At 56.5% G+C, this 24,007-nt stretch carries 19 protein-coding genes, 3 pseudogenes and 1 riboswitch; of the genes and pseudogenes, 9 read left to right on the forward strand and 13 right to left on the reverse strand.

The features are described 5' to 3' along the window. Positions 1 to 105 precede the first annotated feature (105 nt). The 9 genes and pseudogenes from OP498_RS10955 to OP498_RS11000 all read right to left on the reverse strand — a co-directional run. Positions 106 to 372: pseudogene (locus OP498_RS10955) on the reverse strand (transposase); the annotation flags it as partial. A 60-nt stretch (positions 373 to 432) separates the two neighbouring features. Further along, positions 433 to 1,230, reverse strand: coding sequence for a bifunctional hydroxymethylpyrimidine kinase/phosphomethylpyrimidine kinase (thiD, locus tag OP498_RS10960; protein ID WP_280553530.1), 798 nt, complete (start codon positions 1,228 to 1,230; stop codon positions 433 to 435). Beyond that, a complete protein-coding gene (locus tag OP498_RS10965) occupies positions 1,227 to 1,706 on the reverse strand; it encodes an NUDIX hydrolase (protein WP_232911803.1) in 480 nt (159 codons plus the stop codon). The genes thiD and OP498_RS10965 overlap by 4 nt, the downstream gene beginning before the upstream one ends. 46 nt (positions 1,707 to 1,752) lie before the next feature. Beyond that, positions 1,753 to 1,870, reverse strand: a riboswitch (TPP riboswitch). Positions 1,871 to 1,995: 125 nt separating this feature from the next. After that, positions 1,996 to 2,554, reverse strand: a pseudogene (locus tag OP498_RS10970) (TniQ family protein); the annotation flags it as partial. A 181-nt stretch (positions 2,555 to 2,735) separates the two neighbouring features. Further along, positions 2,736 to 3,353, reverse strand: a complete 618-nt coding sequence (locus tag OP498_RS10975) for a LysE family translocator (protein WP_280553532.1) — start codon at positions 3,351 to 3,353, stop codon at positions 2,736 to 2,738. Between the two features lie 139 nt (positions 3,354 to 3,492). Further along, a complete protein-coding gene (gene rhtB, locus OP498_RS10980; RefSeq protein ID WP_280553533.1) occupies positions 3,493 to 4,113 on the reverse strand; it encodes a homoserine/homoserine lactone efflux protein in 621 nt (206 codons plus the stop codon). A gap of 132 nt (positions 4,114 to 4,245) precedes the next feature. Continuing rightward, positions 4,246 to 5,415, reverse strand: a pseudogene (locus OP498_RS18595) (TniQ family protein); the annotation flags it as partial. 14 nt (positions 5,416 to 5,429) lie between these two features. Then, on the reverse strand, positions 5,430 to 6,422 hold the full coding sequence (locus tag OP498_RS10995) for an IS30 family transposase (RefSeq protein WP_269816118.1): 993 nt from the start codon (positions 6,420 to 6,422) through the stop codon (positions 5,430 to 5,432). A gap of 308 nt (positions 6,423 to 6,730) precedes the next feature. After that, complete coding sequence (locus tag OP498_RS11000) at positions 6,731 to 7,768, reverse strand: IS110 family transposase (RefSeq protein WP_232911797.1); 1,038 nt, start codon at positions 7,766 to 7,768, stop codon at positions 6,731 to 6,733. A gap of 448 nt (positions 7,769 to 8,216) precedes the next feature. On the opposite strand from OP498_RS11000, the gene phnC reads away from it, so the two are divergent. From phnC to OP498_RS11030, 6 genes are all read left to right on the forward strand, one after another. After that, positions 8,217 to 9,041 carry a phosphonate ABC transporter ATP-binding protein gene (gene phnC / locus OP498_RS11005; RefSeq protein ID WP_232911796.1) on the forward strand — a complete coding sequence of 275 codons (825 nt, stop codon included), beginning with the start codon at positions 8,217 to 8,219 and terminating at the stop codon, positions 9,039 to 9,041. A gap of 49 nt (positions 9,042 to 9,090) precedes the next feature. Further along, positions 9,091 to 10,116: a phosphonate ABC transporter substrate-binding protein gene (gene phnD, locus OP498_RS11010; protein WP_232911795.1), complete on the forward strand. Its 1,026-nt coding sequence runs from the start codon at positions 9,091 to 9,093 to the stop codon at positions 10,114 to 10,116. 59 nt (positions 10,117 to 10,175) lie between these two features. Further along, positions 10,176 to 10,970, forward strand: coding sequence for a phosphonate ABC transporter, permease protein PhnE (gene phnE, locus OP498_RS11015; protein ID WP_232911794.1), 795 nt, complete (start codon positions 10,176 to 10,178; stop codon positions 10,968 to 10,970). Between the two features lie 454 nt (positions 10,971 to 11,424). After that, on the forward strand, positions 11,425 to 12,228 hold the full coding sequence (locus OP498_RS11020) for an inositol monophosphatase family protein (RefSeq protein ID WP_232911793.1): 804 nt from the start codon (positions 11,425 to 11,427) through the stop codon (positions 12,226 to 12,228). A gap of 236 nt (positions 12,229 to 12,464) precedes the next feature. Further along, complete coding sequence (locus OP498_RS11025) at positions 12,465 to 12,851, forward strand: transposase (protein WP_269816117.1); 387 nt, start codon at positions 12,465 to 12,467, stop codon at positions 12,849 to 12,851. Positions 12,852 to 12,861: 10 nt separating this feature from the next. Beyond that, positions 12,862 to 13,815 (forward strand): IS1380 family transposase, encoded by a 954-nt coding sequence (locus OP498_RS11030; protein WP_280553536.1) that lies wholly within the window; start codon positions 12,862 to 12,864, stop codon positions 13,813 to 13,815. A 301-nt stretch (positions 13,816 to 14,116) separates the two neighbouring features. On the opposite strand, the gene OP498_RS11035 is transcribed toward OP498_RS11030, so the two are convergent. From OP498_RS11035 to OP498_RS11050, 4 genes are read right to left on the reverse strand one after another with little or no spacing between them, the layout of a single operon-like run. Then, positions 14,117 to 14,566, reverse strand: a complete 450-nt coding sequence (locus OP498_RS11035) for a hypothetical protein (RefSeq protein ID WP_232913642.1) — start codon at positions 14,564 to 14,566, stop codon at positions 14,117 to 14,119. Then, on the reverse strand, positions 14,563 to 16,425 hold the full coding sequence (locus OP498_RS11040; protein WP_280553537.1) for a tyrosine-type recombinase/integrase: 1,863 nt from the start codon (positions 16,423 to 16,425) through the stop codon (positions 14,563 to 14,565). The genes OP498_RS11035 and OP498_RS11040 overlap by 4 nt, the downstream gene beginning before the upstream one ends. Continuing rightward, positions 16,425 to 18,503, reverse strand: a complete 2,079-nt coding sequence (locus tag OP498_RS11045; protein ID WP_280553539.1) for a hypothetical protein — start codon at positions 18,501 to 18,503, stop codon at positions 16,425 to 16,427. Before OP498_RS11045 ends, OP498_RS11040 begins: the two co-directional genes overlap by 1 nt. Beyond that, entirely contained in the window at positions 18,496 to 19,620 is a 1,125-nt protein-coding gene (locus tag OP498_RS11050) for a site-specific integrase (protein WP_280553540.1), read from the reverse strand. Before OP498_RS11050 ends, OP498_RS11045 begins: the two co-directional genes overlap by 8 nt. Before the next feature lie 174 nt (positions 19,621 to 19,794). On the opposite strand from OP498_RS11050, the gene OP498_RS11055 reads away from it, so the two are divergent. The 3 genes from OP498_RS11055 to OP498_RS11065 all read left to right on the forward strand — a co-directional run bounded on the left by OP498_RS11055 (position 19,795) and on the right by OP498_RS11065 (position 23,997). Continuing rightward, the gene (locus OP498_RS11055; protein ID WP_280553542.1) at positions 19,795 to 20,385 is read left to right on the forward strand and encodes a sulfite exporter TauE/SafE family protein; all 591 of its coding nucleotides are present in this window, start codon (positions 19,795 to 19,797) and stop codon (positions 20,383 to 20,385) included. Between the two features lie 70 nt (positions 20,386 to 20,455). Then, positions 20,456 to 22,405 carry an FUSC family protein gene (locus tag OP498_RS11060; RefSeq protein WP_280553544.1) on the forward strand — a complete coding sequence of 650 codons (1,950 nt, stop codon included), beginning with the start codon at positions 20,456 to 20,458 and terminating at the stop codon, positions 22,403 to 22,405. A 161-nt stretch (positions 22,406 to 22,566) separates the two neighbouring features. Further along, positions 22,567 to 23,997 carry a serine hydrolase gene (locus tag OP498_RS11065; RefSeq protein WP_280553546.1) on the forward strand — a complete coding sequence of 477 codons (1,431 nt, stop codon included), beginning with the start codon at positions 22,567 to 22,569 and terminating at the stop codon, positions 23,995 to 23,997. Positions 23,998 to 24,007 lie beyond the last annotated feature (10 nt).

Genomic DNA, 24,007 nt, shown 5'->3' on the forward strand with positions numbered 1-24,007 from the left:
TGGGGCTCCCCGAGCCAGAGAAGAATTTCGGCGTCGATCTATCAACCTTCTGGGAGGATTAAGGGTTTGGAAGGGCTTGAGGGCCCCTTCAACCAGTTAATCCGGATACCCCTTTTTTAAAACTTCCTTTTCAATCCGCAGCTTACGAACTTCTTCGCGAAGTTTCTTGATCTCGGCATCCCGCTCATCCGCCTGGTCGTCAGTCACACCATCCTCCCGATCACGTTGCTGGCGACACCAGCGATCCAGCAGGCTGCGATCGATATCCAGCCGCCTGGCAGCCTCGGAGATGGCATAGCCCTCTCCTCGAACCATGTTGACCGCCTCAGCCTTGAATGCGTCGGAGTACCGACGTCGCGTCTTCTTGGTCATGAACACCTCCAATGCCTCCAGTATGAGGCTTACCGGGGTGTCCGCTCCAATTAGACCAGTTCAATTCCAGATGGCATGGAAGTGATGGACAGGACCATGGCCATCACCGACCTCCAACGAGTCGGCGGCAGCCAAAGCGGCCGTCAAGTAGTCTTTGGTCTCGCGCACGGCAGTCGGAACGTCCATGAGCGGCAGCAATGCGGTAATGGCGGCTGATAGCGTGCAGCCAGTGCCATGCGTATTACGCGTCACTATGCGAGGAGCTTCCAGTACACACGTCCTGCCTTTGCCATGCAGCAGGTCGATGCTATTTTGTCCATCCAAGTGGCCGCCCTTGAGTAACACCCAGTCTGCTCCCAATGCCTGAAGTGGTTCAAGCGCCAATCGCATTTCTTGCGTGGACTTGGGCTCGGACTGTTGCAGCAAATCACCGGCTTCCGGCAAATTGGGGGTGATCAGTGTGCAAAGCGGTATCAGCGTGTCACGAAGGACAGTCACCGCGTCGGGCGCCAACAGACGATCCCCGCTCTTTGCAACCATCACGGGATCGAGGACGATCGGGCATTGCGCACGCCCGCTCAAACGATCTGCGATGGCCACGGCTATCCCCGCGTTGGCCACCATGCCGATCTTGACTGCATCTACCCGAACATCATCGAACACCGCGTCGATCTGGTCGGCGATGAAATTGGGCTCCAGTGCTACGAAACTACGCACGCCTTGGGTGTTCTGCGCCACCGCGGCCGTGATGGCGCTCATGCCATAGGCACCTAATGCGGAAAATGTCTTCAGGTCTGCCTGGATGCCGGCGCCCCCTGTGGGATCGGTGCCAGCAATGCTCAGCACGTTAGCGATCATGAGTCGACTCCCGTGCGAAGCGATAGCGCGAGCCGGAAGGCGCGGCGAGCCACTGCGGCGATGTCGAAGCTCTGCGCCAATTCGGTCGAATCGAGATCCGCATCGGCGAACCAGCGCGCGTCCAGCGCGTCATCGCCGCCACGCGGCTCGCCGACGTGCCAGTCGAACAGCGTGGCAATGAGGATATAGTGCTGGTGCAGCACGTCGCCTTCGTCTGCCCGCTGGTCGAACACATTGACTGCATCGAACACCTGTACAGGTTTGCCCTGAACGCCGGTTTCTTCGAGCAGTTCGCGTTGCGCTGCGTCGGCGGCAGACTCTCCGAAACGGATCTTCCCGCCCGGAAACGCCCATCGCCCCGCGTCCGGCGGATTCGAGCGACGTATCAACAGAATGCGGTTCTCGCGGACCACGGCCGCAAGTGTCGCCACCACTGGCCGAGCCACGGCATGAGGATCGTTGGTCGAGGAAGACACGACGGCGGTTCCTTCATCAAAGGAGAGCCATCCAGCAGCAAGCGGCGAGCAGAAGAATATCCGTCCCTTCGCCGGTATGACCCGGATCAGGATCAAAGGGTAGCTGCGTTGTAAAACGCCTGGCAGTATCTCAGCCCGCTAGCCGGGGCCCCTTCGGTTCATTTGGTCGTTCCAGAGGAACGAGTCTTGTTAGTTTAGTGCATGCCAGCCAGCGCGCCCACTGCTAGGTGCCGAGGATCCGAGATAAGCGCTGTATTGGCGGTGGAGTCTGTCAAAGTTTGCTGCTTAATTAGTCACTTTTCTTACGGCATGCAAAAGGTCCATCGGGCTCATAATGTGACAGGAATTCCGGCGGCATGCCCTCCTTGGCAAACTCCGCGCGCAGAAGCTCCAGGGATCCGGGGTCTCGCTTCCCATAGGCCGCCAGCGCGAACAGTGACCGGGCTGTCTCGGGATTGTACCGCGCTTCTGTGAAGGCTTCGTTGATCGCCCTGACCACCTCCTTCCAGTTGTGAATAGGCTTCTGCTGTCGCTCCTTCACCGGCAGGCCGCTGTTGAAGCCGGCCTGCGATTCCGGCCAGAACAGCATCGCCTGCTCTCCGCGCGGGATTACGAGCTGCGATTCGACCATGGTGATGGCGGTGGCTGCCGCCTCCAGCATTTGCAGCTGCACCGCCGGTCCAGCGTAGGGACGCCATCGGTCTTGTCCAGCGCGTGGCGGCTGGCCACAGTGCTCCCAAACATAGCGAATGCTGCCGGTGAAGTGACCCCCTCCCGCAGTACGAGAGTGGGGTGTTCAGCTCATCCAGCACGGTGCGCAGCAACCGGAATCAGAGGCCGGCATGAACAAGGGCATAGAGATGCGTCGTCCCAGCCTCACCTTCGCCGAGGCAGAACGAAACGATAAGGCTTCAAAGATCCGCACTGCTGGGCAGGCAGTGATCGTCGGTAGTGGCGTTATACACACTTGATTAACATAGCTTTATTGAGGCCAAGAACTGCTCATGCTTTGGTTCATAATCAACCACATTAGCGAGTTGCTTGTGCTAGGGTATTTCCCCCTAACACCATGAGCACTCCCCCGCTGATGCGCTGGATAAGCCGAGAAGAATTGCCTTTTCTCTGAAGCCAACGCCTCAATGGACTAGCCAACATCACTACAACAACGTCAGCAATAGAAAACAGAAGATTAGTCGCAATACCCAACCATAGCAACTGCCAGGCAACAGGCACAGCACTTTCTGGCTGAACAAATTGAGGTAAAAATGCAACGAAGAAGAGTGCCGTTTTAGGATTGAGAACTTCTACCAAAACACTATCCCTCAGCACCCGCTTTGTGTTGACTCCCGGAACGCTTTCCCCTTGCAAAGGAACGCCTTTTCGCCATAGCCGCAACCCCACCCATAGCAAATAAACACCACCAGCGACTTTCATTGTTATATATGCGGCCGGTATTGCAGCGAATAGCAGAGCCAAGCCCAGCGCTGCCATGACCACATGTACGTAACATCCCAAATGAACGCCTGCGGCCGCTAACCAACCAGCTTTTTTACCCCGCCCGATTGTTTGAGCAGCGGTATACAGCATTGCCGGACCAGGCAGAAATGCAAAACCCATCGTGGCAATAAAAAAAGCAACCCACTGCATGACATCCCCACTTATTAGAAAAAATGATTCAAGGTAATTTCGGCATAAATACTACCACGATTCCATTCTTCGCACACCTTGCGACTCTCCATGATATTGATTGTATAGCGACTTTCAGAATCTGCAATTTTTAACGAAATCAAGAGCGTTTGAAACTGGCTAGGGCCACGGCGGCTGTCACAAACAGACCTCCGAATACCCGGTTCATCTGCCGCTGACGCCAGGGGGTAGTCAGGAACCGAAACAGCTGACTGGCCAGCAGGGCATAGCCAATCATGACCAGAATGTCCACCAGAATGAGGGTTGCGCCCATGGTGGCAAGTTGTGGGCCATGAGGTATCCCTGCCACAAGAAACTGGGGAAACAGAGCGATCAGAAAAATAGTCGCTTTCGGGTTAGTCAGGTTCACCAGAGCTCCGTTCCAGAACTGCTGTTTCTTACTGATGCCTGTCGGGGTCTCTCCCGTTGCTTCAACTGGTGACTCTCGCCATTTCTGAATGCCCAACCAAACCAGATAGGCCACTCCCATCCACTTGATCACTGACAGTGCGATATTTGAAGAGGCCACAATAGCCCCCAGCCCAGCACCGACCAGCACGATTTGCACACCGTAACCAAACTGTTGCCCAAGAATAGTTGGCATAGATTTACGTACACCGTGGCGCAACCCGCTACTCATGGAGTTTACCGCGCCGGCGCCGGGAGACATACTGATAAGGACTGCCGCTACCAGAAAGGTTATCCATATTGAAAATGTCATAGATTACACCTCTGAAAAACAGTTCGATCGACACCTTGCAGGTAAAAGCAGGATATTATTGTACTATTTTTCAGTTGGATTGCCAGTCTGATATTATAGTCATTGACCGACTTCGCCAGGTGACGACGGCCGTCAAAATTTGCTGCTTAATGAATCACTTATCTTACGGCATGCAAAGGGTACATCGGGCTCATAATGTGACAGAAATTCTTGCGGCATGCCTTCCTGGGCAAACTCGGCACGCAGACGCTCGAGGGAGTCGGGGTCTCGCTTCCCATAGGCCGCCAGCGCGAACAGTGGCCGGGCTGTCTCGGGATTGTACCGCGCTTCGGTGAAGGCTTCGTTGACCACCCTGACCATCCTCTTCCAGTCGTGAATGGGCTCCTGCTGCCGTTCCTTCACGGGCAGGCCGCTGGTGGCGCCAGTCTGCAGCGCTGGCAAGAATAACGCCGCCTGCTCCCCGCGCGGGATCACAGTCTGCGGTACGAGCAGGTCAAAGGCGGTGGCTGCCGCCTCCAGCATCTACAGCTGCACGGCCAGGTCAAGAGTCTCGAAGGGATGCCATCGGATTTTTCCGGCGCGCAGTGGATGGCCACAGCGTTCCCAGACATAGCGGATGCTGCCAGCATCACTCCCGCAGTATGAGAGTGGGGTGTTCAGCTCATCCAGCACGCTGCGCAGCAACCGGAACCAGAGGCCAGCATGAAGGCGCCGGCGCGGCAGCTCCACGTAGCCCATCGTCAGCGCCTGCCAGCTGCGCTGGTCCATCGCCGTAATCGCTTGGCTGGCTTCGCGAGGTGCAGGGTCGGCGTTCTCCCAGCCAAGATAATGCCCCGGAACGCCCCAATAGGAATCCAGCCAACAACCATGCTGCGGACAGCTCAGCATCAGGGGCATCTTCCAGGCGAGCAAGATGGCTTGTTCCGCCGAACCGTCCAGGCAGAGTGGGCAGGCCCGGCGGATCAGTTGGCTGGGGAGCCAGGCTCGCCAGCGGTTGATCGCTCTTGTCTTGCGGGTGCGCCTCGGCAGCAGTACCGAGAACTGGAACGCATAGGTGTCCAGCGCTGCCGGAACCTGGTCGTCCAGGCTGTCCAGCAGCCACGGCACCCAACCGACCACGCTCAGGCAACGCAGCCGGTCCAGCTCGATGCCGCTGCGCTGGGACAGCAGCGACAGCAGCGACAGCGGCGGTGCGATGTCCAGGTCATCGACCTGGCCGTGCCCGAGGTCATTCTCCAGAAGGTCGCGCGCGTCCATCTGGTAGCACGCCGCGACACGGAGGAGCCATGATGATAGGGCCTCTTAATGGCCTGAATTCAAGCAATAAGTGCAGCACCTGCGGTATTCAGGGCTCCTGAGTATTCCCCCAGAAACACCAGTGCCGGTGTCCGATAGCCGAGCCGTTTCCGAGGGCGGTCATTCAGCTTCCTGACCACCCTGCGCAACTCCGTATCGGTGACCTGGCGGAAGTCTGTTCCCTTGGGAAAGTACTGCCGTATCAGGCCATTCGTGTTCTCGTTGGTCCCACGCTGCCCGGAGCAGTACGGATCACAGAAGTACGTTGCCGCCGTCACCGCCTTGGACACGGCTTCGTGGTCGGCGAATTCCGAGCCATTGTCCAGCGTGATGGTCCGGACAGCGCCCCGGCGAGGCTTCAACAGACGGATCATGGCCGCTCTCGTCAGCTCCGCGGAGATCTTGGGCAGTCGTGCCGCCAGCAGATAGCCACTACGACGCTCGACCAGCGTGACCAGGCCCGACTGCTTGTGCCCCTGGATTACGGTGTCGCCCTCCCAGTGGCCGATGAAGCGCCGGTCATCAGCCTCAGCCGGGCGGTGCTCGATGCCTACCCGGTTAGGGATCTTGCCCAGCCCAGCGCTCTTGGCCTGAGCGCGGTGCTTGCTGAGGCGTTTGGGCTGGCGGAGATGCCGCCAGAGATCGCCACCCTGTGCCTTGTCATCCCAGATCAAGGAGTAGATCCACTGATGACTGACGCCTACGCCTGCCAGGGGCGCGATGAAGCCACTGATTTGCTGTGGGCTCCACTCCTCACGCAGCCGGCCGACAACAGCAGCAATCAGGCTTGGCAGGCGCTTGGTTCGTTTCCAGGCGGTACGACGCCGGCGATCACTGAGGGTCTGGGCCTGCTCGGGATCGTAGCCACCGGAGATGGCGTTGCGCCGCAGTTCACGGCTGATCGTGCTGCTGTGGAGACCCAGCTCCCTGCCGATCTGCCGCTGGCTCATGCCCACGTCATAGCGGGCGTGTATCTGGTATCGTTGGATCTGGGTCAGCTGTCGGTATCCCATGCTCTGCTTCACTTTGGTCGTATATGGAGTCCTCCCCGTTTGCAAGCATCTGGCACGGTGGCTGAAAGGTACGACTGCACACGTATATCCGGTCTTTCTAGTGATGCCAGGGGCATCGGACCCTAATGGGCTATCCGCACGTCAGGTCCCAGTTGGTGAGGCGAGCTACAAGCTCTTCGACCAAAACGGGGTTTCCTGGCGTCGGTTCGACCTGTTTGCCATCTTCCAGCATGCTCAGCAATCGTGGTGGCGGGTGGTGACCTCAGTGAAGTGAAACGGTGTCAACGGCTCGGTACAGCAGTTCGGGACTACGCGGCCTGAGCCGCCATGTCAGGATCGTAGGACGTATCATGGTGCGTGATGGCCCAGGCCATTCGAGCCGTCTTGTTGGCCAACGCCACAATTGCCACGTTGACGTGCTTTCGCTCCGTCAGATGTCGGAGCCAGTTGCTCAGGTTGTCATCCTTTGTTCCCGTGTAGCGCACCACCGCTCGGGCACCATGGACCAGTAACGTGCGCAGATAACTATCACCGCGCTTGCTGATTCCCAACAAGCGCTCGCGCCCGCCGGTGCTGTGTTGGCGCGGCGTCAGGCCCAGCGAGGCGGCAAAATCTCGCCCGCATTTGAAGGCCTTGGCATCTCCCAGGGCCCCGGCTAGAGCACTGGCAGTGATCGTGCCAACGCCCCTCAGGGTCATCAGGCGCTTGGCTACTGGGTCGGTAAGGGCATGCTGTTCGATGCGCTCGGTCATCGCGGCGATGCGCTCGTTGAGGTAACGCAGGTCGTCTGCGAGGCCTGCCAGCAGGATCCGGAAATCGTCCGTCAGCCCGTTCTCCGCATCCTCCAGCCAGCACGGCAAGGTGGCACGTAACTGCCCCATACCGGTAGGGGCTACCAGGCCGTACTCACTGACCAGGCCGCGAATCTGGTTGGCCTTGGCGGTGCGTTGCTGGACCAGTTCACTGCGGATGCGATGCGCCGCCTGCACGTCCTGCTGAGCGACTGTCTTGATGGTGACGAAGCGCATGTGAGGACGCGCCATGGCCTCACAGATTGCCTCGGCATCCGCCCGGTCATTCTTGTTGCTCTTGACGTAGGGTTTCACGAACTGGGCAGCGATCAGCTTGACGCGATAGCCACGTGCTTGAAGCGCGCGTGCCCAGTGATGGGATGAAGAGCAGGCTTCCATGCCTATCTCGGCACCTGCGGGAACGCGTTTGACGATGGCATCCAGCCACTTGTCGCGCTTGTACTTGCCACACCATGCGACCTGGTCGTGACGGTCCACGCCATGGACATGGAAGACGGATTTGGCAATATCGACACCAACACGTGAAATGCTCATGGGATGCTCTCCTCTGCCAGGGGCCTCACCCTCTCAGTTTGGCGCACTGGCGCCGGGAGGGTGGGGAGGACTCCATCCCATTGGTAAAGCAGGGAGGGTACCGGCGCTGGCCCTCCTGCCTCTACCGTGTGGCCCAAAGTGCTGCGGTTATTCTATGAATCCAGGCATTTAAGGTTCTTGAGGCGGTGCCCCTATATAGAGATAACTCCATTATCTCACCCCATACTAGAAACGATAAAGTTCCGTTGAATTCCTACAAGGGCGGCTGAATTCTTAATGTCATCACCAGTTCATTGCATTGTCCATGCATGGTCATAATGGGAAGCTAAATTATTGGCCGAGCGCGGTTCGCTATTAGCTGTCCCCGGAGGCTATGGGATGCCAATTCCATAACGCCAAGAAATACGTCGAGCCAGCCGAAAACACACCGAATCAAGAGACGAAGCGCATGACTGCCAGCATCCATGTAGAGGGGCTTGACAAATCCTTTGGACCTCGTGCAGCGCTGTGTGGCATTGATTTCACCATCGAAGCTGGTGAGATGGTCACGCTGATTGGCCCCTCCGGCTCCGGCAAATCGACACTATTGCGTCATCTTATCGGTCTGAGCCGTGCCGATCACCAATCGTGCAGTCAGGTCGAGGTGCTAGGCCGGACCGTACAGCGCTACGGCCGCTTGTTGGCCGCAGGCCGCAATCAGCGCCGTCGCAGCGGCTACATCTTCCAGCAGTTCAATCTCGTCGGTCGCCTCAGCGTGCTGTCCAATGTCTTGATCGGTTGCCTTGGTGCCATGCCGCGCTGGCGCTCGCTTACCGGCCGCTTCAACCAGAAAGAACGCGATCTGGCCCTGCGGGCGTTGGAGCGTGTTGGCATCGTTGGTCTGGCGCATCAGCGCGCCAATACCCTGTCCGGCGGTCAGATGCAGCGCGTCGCCATCGCTCGCACCCTGGTTCAGGACGCCGAAGTGATCTTCGCTGACGAGCCGATCGCCTCCCTCGACCCACGCAGCGCTCGCGAGGTGATGGAGATTCTACAGCGCATCAATCACGAGGATGGGCGAACCATTGTCGTCACCCTGCATCAGGTCGATGTGGCACGCCGCTATTGCCGCCGAGCGATCGCTCTCAAGCAAGGGCGGCTCTATTACGACGGCCCGATAGAGGGGCTGACCGATGCCCGTCTGCAAGCGCTCTATGAAAACGCCGGACTCGACGAACTCAACTCACACAACAGCCGACTGGAGCCTGCCGCACCGCTGCACGCGTTAGGCTGAGCGCCGTACGACCCTGACTCACCCCAACCCATCTCTTGAGGAGAACCGCATGAACCTTATCTGTTTTCGTCGTGCCACGCTGTCGCTGATCGCCAGTCTCGGTCTATTAAGCAGCGGTCTCGTCCAGGCCGCCGACGAGCCGCTGCGTTTCGGCATCACTTCTACCGAGTCGAGCCAGAACCAAGCCGGTCAGTGGCAGCCGTTCTTGGACGACATGTCCGACGCACTGGGGGTCGAAGTCGAGCCCTTCTTCGCCACCGACTATGCCGCAGTGATTCAGGCGATGCGTTTCGACAAGATCGATCTCGCCTGGTACGGCAATAAGTCTGCTATGGAAGCGGTCGATCGCGCAGGGGGGGAAATCTTCGCCCAAACAGTAGCCACCAGCGGTGCGCAGGGATACTGGGGTTTGATGATCGTCAACAAGAGTAGTCCCTACAACTCGGTCAATGACATACTCGAACACGCGAGCGAGCTGACCTTCGGCAACGGCGACCCAAACTCCACGTCGGGTTACTTGGTGCCAGGATACTACGTCTTCGCCAAGAACAACGTCGACCCCAAAACGGCCTTCAAGCGCACGCTAAACTCCAACCACGAGACCAACGCCTTGACCGTGGCCAACGGCCAGGTTGATGTCGCCACCTTCAGCACCGATAGCATGAAGCGCCTGGAAATAAACCATCCCGATAAAGCCGCCCAGCTCAAGGTAATCTGGAAATCCCCAATAATCCCGTCCGACCCGCTGGTCTGGCGCAGTGATTTGGATCAGGAGACTAAGGACGCGCTGCGCCAGTTTATTTTGAGCTACGGTGATACACCGGAGCAGAAGGCGGCTCTGGAGCCGATGAGCTGGTCTGGCTTTGCCGCATCCGACAACGACCAGCTGCTGCCGATCCGGCAGCTAGAATTGTTCAGGCAGCGTTCTCTGATCGCAGACGACGATTCGCTCGATGCCGATGACAAGCAATCACGTCTGGCTGAGCTAGACGCCCAGCTCGAATTGCTGAATCAGCGTATGGAAGCCCGCGAAGCAGAGCAGACCGACAACTCCACTGCCATGGTGACTCAGTAACCGTTACATCGATCGGGGGCAAACTGCGCCCCCATCGCTTACTTGCTCGGAGTCCACACATGATCCCGACCACCACGCTCGACACCCAGGTCCGGGCCAGCAAACGCAGCTGGCGACAATTGCTAGGCTGGATCGCTGCCTTCGCAGTGCTCTCTTGGGCCTGGCAGGGAGCCGAAATGGCGCCAGGACAGTTGATCGCCAATGCCGGCAATATGACGACTCTAACCGGTGACTTCTTTCCCCCGAGATTCGGCAACCTTGGGCACTACATCGACCAGATGCTGGTGACGATCCAGATCGCCATCTGGGGCACCCTGCTGGCGGTGCTATTCGCCATCCCGTTCGGCCTTCTCTCCTCTGATAACCTGGCGCCGTGGTGGATCAACCAGCCGGTGCGCCGACTGATGGACGCCTGCCGTGCGATCAACGAATTGGTCTTCGCCATGCTTTTCGTAGTCGCCGTCGGCCTCGGGCCCTTTGCCGGCACCATGGCGTTGTTCATCCATACCACAGGGGTATTGGCCAAACTGTTCTCGGAGGCGGTCGAAGCTGCCGACGCTGGTCCGATGGAAGGTGTTCGCGTCACCGGTGCGGGGCGTATCGAGGAGATCATATTCGGCCTGATTCCCCAGGTCCTGCCACTGTGGATCTCAGTCAGTCTCTATCGATTCGAGTCCAATATCCGTTCGGCCACAGTGCTCGGCATGGTGGGGGGTGGCGGGATCGGTGTGGCGCTATGGGAGACCATGCGCGGTTTCCAGTACACCGAGACCGCTACGATCATGCTGGTGATTATCGTCTCTGTGACGCTGCTGGACATGGCCTCGCAACAGATGCGCAAGCGCTTCATCTGATGCCTTTTCGTCCAACCTTAATGGCAGCTCAGAACAAGTACAGGCGAATACTGCGCACGCCACGCAATCGTGAGTTGGCAAACACCCATGGCTCATGAGATGCGAGTAGATTATGGCCCCGACGACCTGTTGCCAATCAAATGGCACGTGCAAACGGTTCACAGTCAATCTCCACACCATGCCTAGGTCGTTCGACGAGTTGGTGGCAGGATGATCATGCGGCATCAGGGTCATGGGGCCCAGGTGATTGATCGACGTCGCGATTACGCCGTCAGCACGGCATGATTCTCTTAGCCTTCGCCACCATAAGTTTCATGGCCAAAATTCTCGGATAGGATATCGAGAGCCTGGGCTGGAATAAAGTGGAAGAAGTGTGAACTACCGACGTCGTCTGGTGGAAAAAAGTGGAGCTACTTCAGACCATTAATCATCAGAACTATCAAGGAGAGGCGTAATGCTTGAGGATATTGGAAAAATATTGGGAACGGTCAAACATGCAGCTTATGAAGCCGGAGCATTGTTACGCGAGGGGCATCAGGCAGATGGACGAGTTGCCTTTGAGCACAAAGGGGCATCCGACTTCGTCACTTCCTACGACAAGGCCGCCGAGGCAGCCATCATCCGACACATTAGTAGAGATTTTCCCGAATTCGCTTTTTTAGGCGAAGAAAGTGGAGCTACGCAAGGATCGGGCAGTGACTACACCGTGGTTATTGACCCTCTCGATGGCACTAATAACTTTTTGCACGGTGTGCCTCACTTTTCAGTATCGATCGCCGTCACCAAGGGAGATGAACTACTGCTTGGTGTTGTCTATCACCCGGTACTTGATGAAATGCTCTGGGCTGGACACAGCATTGGGGCCTTTCTCAATGAAACGCGACTCACGATGTCGAGCCCCCGTCCTCTTTCCGAAATGCTGGTAAGCACCTGCCTACCCTATCATGCTAAGGGAGACTACACGACTGCCCTCAACCAACTGACCGCCCTAATGCCCCAGGTGGCTGGTATTCGCAGCCCGGGCTCTGCAGCACTTGAAATTGCCTATACCAGCCTCGGCCGCTTTGATGCATTCTGGTCCCAGGGCGCTAGACTCGACTTCTGGGACATCGCCGCAGGAATTGTCATTGCGCGAGAGGCAGGCTGCACGGTAACAGATCTCAACGGTGATCCAACTCCCGACCAATGGAGCAGCCTGCTTGCAGCGCACCCTGCGCGGCATGGGCAACTGCTCGAGTGCTTGAACCCTTGCGGATAAACGAACCACTCTTCATTGCGTAAAGTGCGTCTAGAAGCCATTTTTCGTCAAAAAGCCCTCTCCACTTTCATTAATCTCAAAATTCAGAGTCCTTCCTCTATAAGCGGGGCTCTACACAACTTTCAGATAACCCCGGCTTATTCATGAGGCCGACCTGAAAACGAAGATAGCAGATGGTATTCTCTTGAAAATTCAGTGTGTTCCGCCAAGAACCTGAACCAAGAGAGCCATCCGCTATGGGTGAAACCCTATCCACCTGGACGCCCTCATGCAACGGCGCTGTCCGTGTCGAGCTGAGCGGCCAGCGCACCACCAGCGACAGCGGCGCTCTGCTGCTGCGTGAAGCCCTCGACAACAGCGGCGTGATCGAGGCACTGGAAGACAATCTGGTCGACTTCCGCAACCCGCTACGCATCCGCCACCCTCTGGCCAGCCAGCTGCGTACCCTGGTGCTACAACGGGCGATGGGCTGGATCGATCTCAGCGATACCGACACGCTGCGCCGTGATCCGCTCTGGCAGCTGGCCTGCAGCGATGCACGGGGGATGACGCCCTTTGGCCCAGGTCCGGCAGTCTCAAGCCACGCTGTCGCGGCTGCTGACCTGCCTCGGGCGCAACGATAACATCGATGCTGTGAACGAAGGCCTGCTGCGGCTGGTGGTCTGGCGCCTGACCGCGCTGAAGAACGGTGAGCGTCCCAAGCAGCTGACGCTGGACATCGACGGCCTGCCGATCGAGGTGCATGGCCACCAGAGCGGGTCGGCTTATCATGGTCTTTACTGGGCCCGCATCTACTCGCCGCTGGCCGCCTCGCTGGCCGAAATCTGCGATATGGTCGGCGGCCTGCTGCGCGAGGGCAACGCTGGCCCGGCCGAGAATGCCGATACCTGGATCCCGCATCTGGTGCTGCGACTCAACGAGAGCAGCGGGGCCCAGGTTCGCGTGCGCATCGACGCCGGTTTCACCGACAACGCGACGCTGGAGGCTCTGGAAGGTCGCGGGATCGAGTATCTGGGCCGGCTGCGCAGTCACACTGGCCTGCAGAAGTTGGCGGCGCCACTTCTGAAGCGGCCACGGGGCCGGCCACCCGAACAGCCTCGCGAGTGGTGCCACGATCTGGCGTACCAAGCGAGCTCCTGGCCGGCACCGCGTCACGCGTGGTGCTGGTCTTGCAGGAACGCCCCGATGACCTGCTGCTGCATGCCTTCTTCCTGGTCACCAACCTCGGCAAGTTCGACTGGTCGCCGGAGAAGGTCCTGGCGCTTTACCGCAAAACGCGGCAGCGCCGAGGCCCATATGGGCGAGGTGAAGTCGGCGCTCGACGTGCACCCCTCGTCGACCGATCGCGGCGTCTCCACCGTTCAGGCCGCGATGGCACGCAACGAGGTGAGCCTGCTGCTCAGCCTCTACGCCTACCAGGTCCTGCATGGCCTGCGCTGCCTGCTGGAGCCGCAGACCCGGCAAGGCTGGAGCCTCAGCCGGATGCGCGAGCAGGTGCTGAAGGTCGCCGCCACGCTGAGGCTGCACGCTCGGCGAATCACCGTTCACTGGGTGCCACCGCCGACAAGTGGTAGCCGACGCTGCTGAAGGGTCTGCCGAAGCTGACCGCACTGAGCTGACGCTCCTGCGAGACCACCACAGCATCAGAAAGCGAGCGACCGGAGCAGCGGTCGGCGATCATGGCTGCTAGGACGGCCGCAATTGATTCCCAAGAGCTATAAGAAAGCGGGAAGAAAGCCGTGCTCGGGCATTATTCAACGGCCACCCGCGCTGAAGAGGCCGATCCTGATAAGCGATGCCACCAGCCAGCACCTTTAGACCGCTCAATCAGCACCCTCGTGAATGAGGCGGTCACTGCAGCGTTAGCGGCAGCTTGGCATAGAGTACATCAGTCAGCCGACAACAAACGCTCTATCTTTCTTTGCAAACGCTCATTTTCGCGTTGATAAAAATCAGCTTCCGCCTCCCACACGGCCATTTTAGAAAGTGCCTTTTCGTACTCTTTTTTTATCTGCTGCATCTGGATTCTCAACTCTTTATTAGTGATTCGCAAGGTCTTTCTCTGCGCTTGGCCGACTGAACCACTTTCAGCCTTCTCCCTCAACAGTCTGTTATGTTCAGAGATGGCTTCTTTAATGCTCGCATTCCATGGGCTGTCGAGTGCCACATTGCTTTTTAGGCCCGCGCCTTGCCAGACCTCCTTGAATGACCAAAGAGTGTCTGGCTTTTCTTTCCTCAATCGCTGAACTTGATTCCACAATGCTTCTGTATTCCGTTCTTTTGTCTCTTCTCGGTTTTTTAGCAACCCTTGATGGCTGCCTCTAGAAATTTTATTCATTGAGCCACCTCTACTAATTTGAGTTGATTGAGCAATTTATCAATTTCCTTATTTCTTTCTTTTAAATATGCGACCTTAAATGGTTTCCCTTTGAAATATTTAATAAGTCTGTCGTTTTCCATTTTGCGATAAATGAGCGTTTTCTTCTTCCCGGTGGACACCATGAAGGAATTATTGCAATCAGCCGGTCTGCAATTAGACTTATCACCTCCGCATAACGCTTTTTTTGCTCTATAGAAGCAAAGTCCATCATCAGTTTGCTCAACCAGTCCTTGAGAGGGAAGGGACTTAAGGAATTTCAATCTATCCTTTTTTGCCATACCTAAAAACTCTTTTCGGAGTTGATTGATTTCATCTGCACCACCGCCGATAATTGGGACTTGTGAGCCGACAAATTCCTCCATTAACTCCTCTGAAAGTATGAATTTCTCAGCTTGTAATTCAGCATAAAGGTTAGGGTCGCCGTATAGTTTTGTCATCTCAATGTCAAAATGCTTGAGCTGATCCTGCAGTGCTTTAAGCCCCAGGCCTTGCCTAACCATAATCCTAGCGAATTTTTTTCTAAATTGATGAGATGCTAAACTCCAAAGTTCACCTTTGAACTTGATGTCATGTCTGGCCGAAAAAATTTTAAGCCTGTGTCCGACAGAGCCTTTTCCCAATCTCGCAGTTGATTTTACGCCAGGGAAGAGCCAAGGATTACCATCATCATGATATCGTTCGTGAGCCTTTTCAAGTGCCTCTAAAGCGGTTTTTACAATAGGAACTGTTTGCCATTGGTATCTTGTTGGCTTTGCCTCAAGTTTAGTGGTTTTGCTTTTTACGAAATAAAGATTCAAAAGTGAGCCGTCTATCTCTAATTGTTCGGAACACCAGTTATTAGCATTGCCATATTGTATATTTAAGATCTCATGGAGTCGCATGCCCGTTAAAAGTGCTATTATCACATAGCAGGCAGCGGATAGCTGGCACTCAAGTGTACCCCTTTTTTGCCGTTCTATGCGGCCACTCCAATATCCATGATTTCGATATGCTTCCTCTCTAAAGCACACCCAGTCTTGATAGCCAAGTTCTTTATTTTTGTATTTTTTATCAATTTTATATATATCGAAAAGGCAGTCAGCAATTTTTAAATCAGATATTGCGCACTCAATTGCTTTCTTAGCAACCTCGTCCGGCATTTCTATAGTTCGTGATTCTGTGCGGCCTAATACTTTTTCTGCCGCTATTCGCGACCATTTGATACGGCCGCCATACTCCTCAAACATATTAAACGTAAGTCCATTTTTCATTTTTGGCTCTTGTTCAAAAAGCCAATCAACTCCTTCTACTCTACTTGCTAGAGTTCTGTTAGTAATAGGTTCTTGCTCTTTGCTTTTTATTCTGGTGGTGGCGACATACGCTAAATAATTTTCGGCATCATGTTTATCAATGTCAGAAAAGGTCCTTATTCTAGCCTGCTTCATATAACAAACTAAAAACTTAATTCCTCTATTTATAGCCCTCTTGTAGGTCGAGAATTTCGGTCTCGAGCTAACAGGGTCAGTTAACATCGTATAGTAGAAATCTTTAAGTTGTTCGAGATAGATTTCGTTGCTGTTTTCAGTTAACAAAGTTCCATCGCTGAGCTTGATTTCAAAGCTAAGAGTTGCCTCGCTGTCATTGTTGTCAGGAAACTCTGAGTGAAAGCTCCATTGGTTATCTTCATATAAAGAATTAACCGAGACTTGAAGGCGGCGTTTTTCACCGTTGCTGAGTTTTTTTATATCAACAAATTTAACCAAGGCATGTTTGCTTTGAAGGGATGTGATCTGATAGGTTGTTGGCTCTATCAGTTCGAGAACTTCTTCATTCTTCATTATTTATTATCCTCATAAAGCTTTGGATCCCAAATGGGTATTGGTGATGCCTCAGCTTCTGCTTTTAATTCTCTCACAAAATATTCAGGATATTTTTGCAAAATATATTCGTTCCAGAAGTGTTTTTTTCCAGAAACTGCTTTGTCAAATTCTTGCTCGGATATTTCACCAGTTGCCAGCAAGTGATCGTGAAAGTTAATATAACAAAAATGTTTTTTTATGTCTTCAGGAGTTATTACCAAGTTTTGGCAGCCGAGGCACATGTCGGTTGATGCAGTGCAGAGCTCCCCTCTACGCTGACCTGGAATAGGAGAGCTAGCTGGATCTTTGCAGTGATTAAGCAGGCCATCAAATATCCCATTAGCCTCATCTTTTGCGATAACTATTGAATCATTTTTGACCAAGTGTTGCTTTGCAAGCTCATCTTCTCCTGTAAGCCCTAGCAGCATCGCCTCGCTATGAATTGCCCTGCGGGCCCGGAACAGAGGGTCATTTAAACGTCTCAAGTATTCCGATGTTGTAGATGTTTTAGTGTGACCAAGAAGAGTTTGGAGATACTGAAGGTCCTCGGTTCTTAAATATTCATTCCAAGCAATTGTTGGCCTTATGTTTTTAGCATGAACTTTTACTTTCTCTCCAGACTCTGAGGAAAAGACAGGGTGTTTATCAAAAATGCGTCTTACACCTGCCTGGAAATATCCAGCTGAAAAAGGTTTAGGAATCTTATGATTGTTTGCATTGCTAATCCAAAGTTCCTTCATTCCTTTTGGACGAATTCTCGATGTGATGTTGATAACTCTTTCTATAATTGAAACGGCCCAAGTGTCGTTATTCTTTCTTTCTTCAGGTATGGTGCTGCCCTTTTTGTGTGCTCTATATTTTGTCCAATTAATATAGTTAAGCGTTGGGTCAACTGGGTCAGGCTGTATGCAGTCTATATCAAGGTTTTGCACAGTTGCAGGGTTGAGCCCTGTGCGAATAATAAGAAGTAAATAGTAAGGGGCTAGGTCGTAAGATGATATCCAGTGGCACGTATTCAGTTTGGCCATAACGCTATATGCCCCTGTCCAGTGCTCTCTCATTGCGGTTCTAAATTCTCGGAAATTGTCTTTTAATTCTTTTTCAGTATAGCTCTTTGAACCCATTTTGTTTTCCCAGTACCACACAACATATTCCCATTTTTTCCATGGCGTTATGTATTTTACGGGGCTTGGTTGGTTCAAATATTTTGGCTGATAGCAAGGGCCGGCCTTGATGTATTCATAAAATCCCTCAACGGTTTTGTATTCTTGGTGGGGGTGGTCGCGAGTAATGCTATACCAAAACTGATGGCCTTTCGGTACTTGTATGACATCCGAGTACCTAGTTAAAATTTGACATTTCATTTTGTTTTCGAAATACCATATTCTATACTCATGTGTGGCCCAAAGAACATACTTTCCTGTTTTTTTATTAAGGGTGGCCACGCCATCTAGCGGCGGCTCTGTACCTAAGTACTGTGGCTCATGCTCTATTTCTAGGCGTTTCTTTGACTCCCTCAAGCTTTGAATGACGGATTTTAAGATTTGTTTGAATTCTTTTTCATCATACCCGGGGTCTACCTTTTGTAAGGAAGTGGATTTGGGGAATGCATTCCTTGGTGGGCTGATGTTCTTATTGATTTTCGGATGACTGCCCATTTTGTTGAAAACAGGCCTTAATCCGCGATATACGGCTGCAGCTGTTGAGTACGACATGGTTGGATACCGTTTAAGCCATTCAGCGTATCTGGAGAATACCGCTGTATCAAGAAGCTCGGGGTCGTATATATCGTTTGTTTCTAAAAATTCAAAAAAACTGCTGCACTTTTCATAATAAGATGTTTTAGTGGTATTTCCAGTTCTGTTTCTAAGTTTGTAAATAGCCCAAACGAAAACCTCCATTATCGCGCGATTTTTTTCGGCAGCCTTCTTTTTAGAGAAATCAAATAATTTTTGAGTGTTTGTGTTTTTGCAAGTTGCTGTAAAAGCCAGATCTCTCTGTATGCGCTTTTCCATAGCATGCAACGCTTCCACGGATGCATATTTCTCGCTAGTCATAAATCTCCCCCAAGTGGGCGTCTATTCTACTATTCCACTCTGAGAAAGTGGATGCATAAGAAACTTTGGTCGCTGTGTCTACATAGAATTTATGGGTGGTTTGTACATTTTCATGCCCCATTAATTTGGAAAGGCCTTGTAAGTCTCTGTTCAATAAATAATGGTAAGTTCCAAAGGTGTGGCGAAGACTATGGGGGTGGGCGATAATTTCGGTGTGTTGCCCTGCTTTTCTAAATAGTTTTTGGATCCAGTTGGGTGTAAGCTTTGAACCTTTGTTGGAGATGAATAAGCTCGGTGAAACAGTATCTGGAGAAAACTTTCTTATTGTTTCACAAATATTTTCTCGGTCAATGTCGGTATACTCCCATAGTTTTAGTAAGAGTTCATTTGGGATGAGGATCACTCTAGCCTTGCCACCTTTTCCCACGCATCGAGCAGGTGTTAACTTTAAACGCTCTTGCACTTCTGGTAGGTCGGAAAGGGGGAAATTGCACACCTCCGAGATTCTCATCCCCGTCTGTAACATGAGCGCACCTACTAAGACGTTTCGATGCTTGACCTGCGGACTATTTCGCCCTGAAATGACTCCCAAAGCACTTATAAAGTTAAGCGCGTCATCCATCAGTAAAAATTTGACCGGTTCTTTAATTTGGCGTGACAGGTGCCTGCGGCTTTTGTATATTCCTTTTGCGCTATTGGCCACTAGGCGAGCATCATCGGGTTTTAAATAAGAGCAATAATCGCTGCTAGAAGCCCAGATTAAAAATCGATATGCGCCAGCCGTCCGAGCATTTACTGTATTCCAACTAAGCCCATCCCCATTGGACTTCTCGTACATGCATAAAGCTTCGATATAGTTATCGAAGGAATCTTCGTCTATGTCATCAAGTATAATTTCATTCAAAAATAGCCAAATAAGAAACTCCTTGAGGTGCTCTGCTTCTGTACGTAAGCTTTTCGGAGAAAGGCTCCGGGATTTTGTTCTCATGTAACGATTGGCAGCTTTTAATAGAGTTGCTTCTTCACTGAAGAATTGAGGTACAACCCTTAACCTTTTAACCCTTTCAACTTTAGATTCGCTGAAATCTACTTCGATACATCTGACGCCGTGCACCATTAATGTTCTCCAGAGTGCTTGGGGATGACATACATCTATTATGCGCCAAAAAAATGCTTAAGTCCCTGATTTTAGGTAATTATGTATCAAGTCCTTACTATTCTGTTTTTCAAAGGAAAAAGTGGCGGCGCGCGTGCATATATCAATGGAATGAGCAGGTCCTTCTAACACGGCATGGTGCAGCTCGGCTCCAACGTCGGCCGCACGGCGCTGACCTGGCGCCATGTCGATCTCGCCATGCTCGCCGCCTTCCTGCCGGGGGTGGTGCTGGGTGCGCTGGCCGCCGCCTGGCTGCTGGTGCGCCTGCCGGGCGGGGTACTGGAGCTCTGCATCGCTACCTTCGTGCTCTTCACCTGCTGGGGGCCGGGCCTGCCGCAGCGGGCCCTGGGACGGGGCGGCGTGCTGGTCGCCGGTGCCGTCACCACCCTGCTCTCCAGCCTGGTGGGCGCCAGCGGCCCCATGGTGGCCGCCTTCATCAAGCAGAGCCAGTTCGGCCGGCTGGCCAAGGTGGCCACCTTCTCCGCCTGCATGCTGCTGCAGCACCTGACCAAGGCCTTCGTGTTCGGCGTGGCCGGCTTCGTCTTCCGGGACTGGCTGCCGCTGATGCTGGTAATGGTGTCGGCGGGCTTCCTCGGCACCTGGCTGGGCCTGCGCCTGCTGCATCGCCTCTCGGATCACCGCTTCGACACCCTCTTCAAGTGGGCGTTGACGCTGCTGGCGCTGCGCCTGCTGTGGCTCGGCGGGCAGCGCCTGCTGGGCCACTGACGGGGCAGGGGTAGACCTTGGTCGCATGCTGTCTTCGTCCCTCCACCAGTGATCACGGGAGCCAGTGCCCTTGGATAGCGCGACGCGCCTTCAGCGACTGACGGGACTCGACCGGCAAGGGGTGTACTTCGGCGCCGCCACGGCCCTTGCCGCCTGGGCCTCCTTTGCCATTGCCTCCCTGCTGCACGTGCAGAACGCCTTCTGGGCGCCCATGGCGGTGTGGATCGTCGCCCAGACGTCACGGGGCATGCTGCTGGAGCGCGGGGTCCATCGCCTCGCCGGGACCCTGGTTGGCGCTATGGTCGGCTTCCTGCTGCTCACGAGCGGCCTGCCGACCCTGGCCTCGATCCTCCTTCTGGCACTCTGGACCGCCCTCTGCGGTGCCACCTCCCAACTGATTCGGGCCTCGCTGGGCTATGCCGCGATGATGGCGGGCCTGACCGCCAGCGTGGTGCTGCTGCCAAGCCTCGGGGATGCCGGCCAGGTCTTCACCCTGGCGCTCTCCCGGGTGGAGAGCACCCTGATCGGGGTGCTCTGCGTGATGCTGATGGGCTGGCTGATCCTGCCCCGGCCGCCCAGGCAGCAACTCCTCGAGCGGGTCCGGCGGCTGGCCGGCGAGGCGCTGGCGCGCCTCGCGTCCTCCGCGCCATCTTCCCGGGAAGACGGCGAGCTGCTGATGGCGCTGGTCGAGGTGGAACAGCAACTGGCCCCGACGTATGCCGGCCCCTTCAAGCCCTCACGGGGCGTGCGCGTGGACAACGCCTTCGTGGCGGGGACGCTGGGGCTGATGGCGGCGCTGCGTACCATGGCGGGGGCCGGCGGGGCGCCGGACCGGCGTGCCCTGCAGGAGGCCCTGACACGGGCGGCAACGGCCCTCAAGCAGCCGCTGGCGCGCGGCTCGGCCCGGGATGCCCTGGCCCAGGCGTCGGCCCTGGCCCGCCCCCTCGACCGGGGGCTCGCCGCGGCGCTGGACAAGCTGCTGATGGCGGAGCAGGCCGCGCTCGCCTGGCGCCAAGGGGAGGATCCCGGCCCCCTGCTGGCCCGGGGTGCGACCCTGGTCACCCGGCGTGACACGCGCTCGGCGCTGATTGCTGCCGCCGGTTCGGGGCTGGTCACCCTGGCCGGGGGGCTGTTCGTGTTCTATTCCGACTGGTCCAATGCCTGGATGCCGGCCATGGGGCTCTGCACCTTCACCACGGTGCTGTCGAGCATGGACCTGCCCCAGAAAGTCGCCCCGAAGATGGCCCAGGGGGTGGCCGTGGGGGTGACCCTGGCGGCGCTGTTCCGGCTGCTGCTGATGCCCCATGCCGGCTCCCTGGGGGAGATCCTGCTGATGCTGGCCCCCTTCATGCTGCTGGGTGGGCTGGCCCGGGCCAGCACGAGGACGGCCATCCCGGCCCTGGACGGCAACATGTGCTTCATGCTGGCCAGCCAGCCCTTCCTGTCGGCCTCCATCGCCGTGCCGGACGTGCTGGTCGATTCCGCGGCACTGCTCGCCAGTATCCTGCTGGTGGCTCTGGTCTACCGGCTGCTGCCCCGCGACCCGGGGCGCCGAGCCGGCCACCTGGCGCGGCTGATCCTGCGCGACATCGAGCGGCTCTGCGGCCAGCGCGGCGGGGGCCTCGACCGTCGCTGGCACGGCCGCATGTTCCGGCGCCTGCTGCGGTTGATGCTCCACCTGGGGCGCGCCGATCGCATGGGGATAGGCGAGCGTGCGGGGTTGCTCGGGGTCCTGAACCTGGCCCACGCGATCATCGCGCTGCGCGAGGAGCGGGTCGACCCCCGGCTGACGGCGCAGCAGCGCCAGGAGCTGGAGGCTGTCCTCGAGGCCCTGCGTCGGCTGGCCGGCGCGCCCGAGGATGCGCGAGGGCGGCTGATGGCTGGTCGGGAGCAGCTGGCGAGCGGCGGTGCCGACGCCGCACTGATGGGGACTCTGGATCAGGCCCGAGAGGCCCTGGATGACTGCGCCGGCCTGATCGGGCTGGCAGCGCCTGACCGCGGAGCATCCAGCTGCCGGTGATCAGGAAAGTCACGCCGAAGGCCACGCAGCAGTGCACGACGGCGAGGAGCGAGGTAACGCGGCGAAAAATCGGCAAAAAGTCCGGCCCCTGCCCTGTACAGCGCATCACAGACGGCCATAATGGCTAGCAGCAACGGTAAAAAACCTCGAGGGAACGCGACATGGTGCCAATCACAACAAACAACCGGCGCCGCAGAGGGGGCATCTTCGTGCTGCTGGCCTGCCTGCTGCTGGCCACCACGGCTGTCCAGGCCAATCCTCGCTATGCCGGTATCGTCATCGATGCCGACAGCCAGGAGATTCTCTACGCCGAGAATGCCGACAAGCTGCGCTATCCGGCCTCGCTCACCAAGATGATGACGCTCTATCTGATGTTCGAGGCCATGGAAGAGGGCAGGCTGAGCCTGAGCCAGCCGCTACCGGTCTCTGCCTATGCCGCCTCCAGGCCGGCCTCCAAGCTCTATGTGAAGGCCGGCTCGACGATTCCGATTGAAACCGCCATCCAGGCGTTGGTGATCAAGTCGGCCAACGATGTGGCCGTGGTGGTGGCCGAGGCCCTGGGCGGCAGCGAGACGCACTTTGCCCGTATGATGACCGACAAGGCTCGCGACCTGGGCATGCAGGACACCGTCTTCCGTAACCCCAACGGCCTGCCCGATGCCAGACAGGTCACCACGGCACACGACATGACGGTGCTCTCTCGGCACCTGATGCGCGACTTCCCCCAGTATTACCCCTACTTCTCGCGGACGAGCTTCAGCTGGAAGGGCAAGACCATCACCGGCCACAACCGCCTGCTCAAGAACTATCCCGGTGCCGACGGCCTCAAGACCGGCTTCATCCGCGCCTCGGGCTTCAACGTGGCCACCTCGGCGGTGCGTGACGGCCGTCGCCTGCTGACCGTGGTGATGGGTGGCTTTACCGCCGCCTCGCGAGATGCGCACACCGCCGACCTGCTGGATCGCGGCTTCGTGCGCGCCTCGCTGGCCGATGGCCGCGGCTGGCTGGCCAGTACGGACATCTCCGGTGGCCGGCTGATGCCGGGCGAGCCCCAGGCGCCGGGCCAGCCGGTGGGCGATCGGGTCCGCCTGGCCAGCCTCGGCGCACCGCCCCCGGGCGCCGCCTCGCCGCCCGAGGCCTCGGCCTTCCCGCCGGCCCCGGTGGAGGCACCGACGGCGACAGGGGGCGCCACGAGGCAGGCGACGGCATCGTGGGTGGCCCGCATCGAGACGCCGGTTGCCGGTGCGAGCGCGGGCCTGGCGCAGGGTTCGGCCGACGATCCCATCCGCGAGTTGATGGCCAGCACCCGTGCATCGGCGGATCCCGTCCGCGGGGGCGCCGTCCAGCGAGGGAGCTGGGGCGTGCAGGTCGGCGCCTTTAGCGATGCCGTCCATGCCCGCACCCTGGCCTCCCGCGCCGCCAGTCAGCTGGCCAGCGAGCTGACCGACGCCCGGGTCGCCGTGGCCAATGCCGGGAAGGCCGGCGTCTACCGTGCCCGGCTGCTGGACATGGACGAGGGCCAGGCCCATACCGCCTGTCGTCGCCTGGTGGCCCAGGGCATGGAGTGCATGGTGGTCCAGGCCAGCCTCTGACGCCTTGCCC

The organism is Halomonas sp. 25-S5, from assembly GCF_029889845.1.
GTDB lineage: Bacteria > Pseudomonadota > Gammaproteobacteria > Pseudomonadales > Halomonadaceae > Halomonas.

Bases quoted from the DNA above. Each gene is read 5' to 3' on its own strand.
- thiD (WP_280553530.1), bottom strand. From the start codon at position 1,230: ATGATCGCTAACGTGCTGAGCATTGCTGGCACCGATCCCACAGGGGGC.
- OP498_RS10975 (WP_280553532.1), bottom strand. From the start codon at position 3,353: ATGCAGTGGGTTGCTTTTTTTATTGCCACGATGGGTTTTGCATTTCTG.
- rhtB (WP_280553533.1), bottom strand. From the start codon at position 4,113: ATGACATTTTCAATATGGATAACCTTTCTGGTAGCGGCAGTCCTTATC.
- OP498_RS10995 (WP_269816118.1), bottom strand. From the start codon at position 6,422: ATGGGATACCGACAGCTGACCCAGATCCAACGATACCAGATACACGCC.
- OP498_RS11000 (WP_232911797.1), bottom strand. From the start codon at position 7,768: ATGAGCATTTCACGTGTTGGTGTCGATATTGCCAAATCCGTCTTCCAT.
- phnC (WP_232911796.1), top strand. From the start codon at position 8,217: ATGACTGCCAGCATCCATGTAGAGGGGCTTGACAAATCCTTTGGACCT.
- phnD (WP_232911795.1), top strand. From the start codon at position 9,091: ATGAACCTTATCTGTTTTCGTCGTGCCACGCTGTCGCTGATCGCCAGT.
- phnE (WP_232911794.1), top strand. From the start codon at position 10,176: ATGATCCCGACCACCACGCTCGACACCCAGGTCCGGGCCAGCAAACGC.
- OP498_RS11020 (WP_232911793.1), top strand. From the start codon at position 11,425: ATGCTTGAGGATATTGGAAAAATATTGGGAACGGTCAAACATGCAGCT.
- OP498_RS11025 (WP_269816117.1), top strand. From the start codon at position 12,465: ATGGGTGAAACCCTATCCACCTGGACGCCCTCATGCAACGGCGCTGTC.
- OP498_RS11035 (WP_232913642.1), bottom strand. From the start codon at position 14,566: ATGAATAAAATTTCTAGAGGCAGCCATCAAGGGTTGCTAAAAAACCGA.
- OP498_RS11040 (WP_280553537.1), bottom strand. From the start codon at position 16,425: ATGAAGAATGAAGAAGTTCTCGAACTGATAGAGCCAACAACCTATCAG.
- OP498_RS11045 (WP_280553539.1), bottom strand. From the start codon at position 18,503: ATGACTAGCGAGAAATATGCATCCGTGGAAGCGTTGCATGCTATGGAA.
- OP498_RS11050 (WP_280553540.1), bottom strand. From the start codon at position 19,620: ATGGTGCACGGCGTCAGATGTATCGAAGTAGATTTCAGCGAATCTAAA.
- OP498_RS11055 (WP_280553542.1), top strand. From the start codon at position 19,795: ATGGTGCAGCTCGGCTCCAACGTCGGCCGCACGGCGCTGACCTGGCGC.
- OP498_RS11065 (WP_280553546.1), top strand. From the start codon at position 22,567: ATGGTGCCAATCACAACAAACAACCGGCGCCGCAGAGGGGGCATCTTC.